The following is a 2,571-nucleotide window of genomic DNA, read 5'->3' as shown; positions in this document are numbered from 1 at the left end:
TTTGGAAAAAGGAGGAATCCTCTGTGGAGACCCGTGTGGCCGTGCTGGCGATCATCGTCCGGGACACGGCCTCTGTCCCGGCGCTGAACGAGCTGCTGCACCAGTACGCCCCCTATATCATCGGGCGGATGGGGGTGCCCTACCACGCCCGGGGCGTGAACATCATCAGCGTGGCGGTGGACGCACCGGCGGACGCCATCTCCGCCCTGTCCGGCAAGATCGGCCGGCTGGCGGGGATCACGGCCAAGACCGTTTACGCGCCGGAGGATGCGCTGCAACAAGGAAAGTGAGGAAACAGAAGATGAAACAGTGGATGAAGAAGAGTCTGGCGGCCTGCCTAGCCCTGGTTATGTGCCTGACCCTGGCCGCCTGTGGCGGGAAGGAGGGCGAGACGCCCGCGGAGGAGTCCGTCAACGTCCGGGTGGCGGCCCTGAAGGGACCCACCGCCATGGGCATGGTGAAGCTGATGAGCGACTATGCTCCTGTGGGGGAAGCGTTGGAGGATAAGGAGAATGTGGTGACCGCTGGCGGCGGAAACACCTATGAGTTCACCCTGGCCGCCTCCGCCGACGAGGTGTCCCCCAAGCTGATGCAGGGGGAGCTGGACATCGCCTGCGTGCCGGCCAACCTGGCCTCCGTGCTGTATAACCGGACGGACGGCGGCATCGTCACCCTGGCGGTGAATACCCTGGGCGTGCTGTATATCGTGGAGAACGGCAATTCCGTCCAGTCCATGGCGGATCTGGCGGGCCGGACCATCGTGGCCTCCGGCAAGGGCTCCACGCCGGAGTACGCCCTGCGGTATCTGCTGACGGAGAACGGCATCGACCCGGACACCGGCGTCACCATCGACTGGAAGAGCGAGCACAGCGAATGCGTGGCATCCCTGGCATCCGGCGCGGCCACCATCGCCATGCTGCCCCAGCCTTTCGTCACCGTGGCCCAGACCCAGCTGCCGGACCTGCGGGTGGCCCTGGACCTGACAGAGGAGTGGGACGCCCTGGACAACGGCTCCGCCCTGCTCACCGGCGTGGTGGTGGCCCGGGCAGACTTCGTGAAAGAGCACCCGGCGGCGGTCAGCGACTTCCTGGAGCAGTACAGCGCCAGCGTGGACTGGGTGAACGCCAACACCGCCGAGGCGGCGGAGCTGATTGGCGGCTATGATATCGTGGACGCTACTGTGGCGGAGAAGGCCCTGCCTTACTGCAATATCGTGTGCGTCACCGGCACGGAGATGATGGATATGCTGTCCGGCTATCTGAGCGTGCTGTGGGAGCAGGACGCAGAATCCGTGGGCGGCGGTATGCCCAACGACGACTTCTATTACGGCGCGTAACGGCTGACAAATTTTCCACGCCCCGGGAACACCCGGGGCGCAGTGGTTTCCAGGAGAAAGGGGGAGGCAGATGAAGCGGCGAACAGGCTCTGTCCGGCTGTGGGCGGCGGCCTTCTGGCTGCTGGTTTGGGAGGGGGCCAGTCTGGCCCTGGCGGCTACCACCGGCGGGCGGATGCTGCTGCTGGCCTCTCCGGTGCAGGCGCTGGGGCGGCTGCTGGCCCTGGCGGGCACGGCGGCCTTCTGGCAGGCGGTGGCCTTCTCCTCCCTCCGCATCCTGGGGGGCTTTCTCCTGGCCTGCGCGCTGGCGGCGGTGCTGGCACCGCTGGCGGCCCGTTTCCAGTGGATCCGGGACCTGTTGAGCCCCCTGGTGGCGGTGGTGAAAGCGGTGCCGGTGGTGTCCTTCATCATCCTGGCGCTGATCTTCTTCTCGTCGGAGAACCTGTCTTTGCTGATCTCTGCCCTGATGGTGTTCCCGCCGGTGTATCTGAACGTGCTGGAGGGCATCGGGCACACGGACCGGCAGCTGCTGGAGATGGCCCGGGTGTTCCGGGTGCCGGTCTCCCGGCAGCTGCGGGGCATCTACCTGCCGGCGGTGCTGCCCTATTTCCGCTCCGCCGTGTCATTGGGGCTGGGCCTGTGCTGGAAGTCCGGCGCGGCGGCGGAGGTCATCGGCCTGCCTGCCGGGTCTATCGGCGAGGCGCTGTACACCGCCAAGGTGTACTTCCAGACCGGAGACCTCTTCGCCTGGACGGCGGTGATCGTGACGGTATCGGTGATATTCGAGCGGCTGTTCCTCCGCCTGGTGGACGCCGCAGTGAGAAAGGCGGGCAGCTGATGGAGATTGCGGTGAAGCACCTGTGCAAATCCTTCGGGGGCCGGACGGTGCTGCGGGACTTGACCTTTACTGCGGGACCCGGCATTACGGCCGTCATGGCGCCCTCCGGGACCGGCAAGACCACCCTGCTGCGCATCCTGCTGGGGCTGGAGCGGCCGGACAGCGGCACGGTGGAGGGGCTTGCGGGAAAGCGGCTCACCGCCGTGTTCCAGGAGGACCGGCTGCTGGAGCACCTCTCCGCTGAGGGCAATCTCCGGTTTGTGCTGGGCCGGGTTTATGACCCCGCCGCGGCCCGGGCCCTGCTGGACCGGCTGGGCCTGCCGGACACGGGCGCGCAGCCGGTGCGGGAGTTCTCCGGCGGCATGAAGCGGCGGCTGGCCCTGGCACGGGCGCTGCTGGC

The 2,571-nt window shown here is 67.1% G+C and carries 4 protein-coding genes; all 4 read left to right on the top strand.

Translation table 11 applies throughout. The features are described 5' to 3' along the window. Positions 1 to 23: 23 nt before the first annotated feature. Positions 24 to 290 carry a TM1266 family iron-only hydrogenase system putative regulator gene (locus OCV80_RS11125; RefSeq protein ID WP_025545700.1) on the top strand — a complete coding sequence of 89 codons (267 nt, stop codon included), beginning with the start codon at positions 24 to 26 and terminating at the stop codon, positions 288 to 290. A gap of 11 nt (positions 291 to 301) precedes the next feature. Then, positions 302 to 1,336, top strand: coding sequence for an ABC transporter substrate-binding protein (locus tag OCV80_RS11120; RefSeq protein ID WP_449588462.1), 1,035 nt, complete (start codon positions 302 to 304; stop codon positions 1,334 to 1,336). A gap of 70 nt (positions 1,337 to 1,406) precedes the next feature. Beyond that, positions 1,407 to 2,171, top strand: coding sequence for an ABC transporter permease (locus OCV80_RS11115; RefSeq protein WP_021752003.1), 765 nt, complete (start codon positions 1,407 to 1,409; stop codon positions 2,169 to 2,171). After that, positions 2,171 to 2,571: ATP-binding cassette domain-containing protein (locus OCV80_RS11110; protein WP_267288404.1), on the top strand; the 401-nt coding region annotated here is incomplete at its 3' end. The genes OCV80_RS11115 and OCV80_RS11110, both read left to right, overlap by 1 nt.

This window comes from Oscillibacter acetigenes (assembly GCF_025567605.1).
In the GTDB taxonomy this organism is placed as follows: domain Bacteria; phylum Bacillota; class Clostridia; order Oscillospirales; family Oscillospiraceae; genus Oscillibacter; species Oscillibacter welbionis.
Note: the sequence above shows the minus strand (reverse complement) of the source record. Positions and strands in the feature narration are given on the sequence as shown.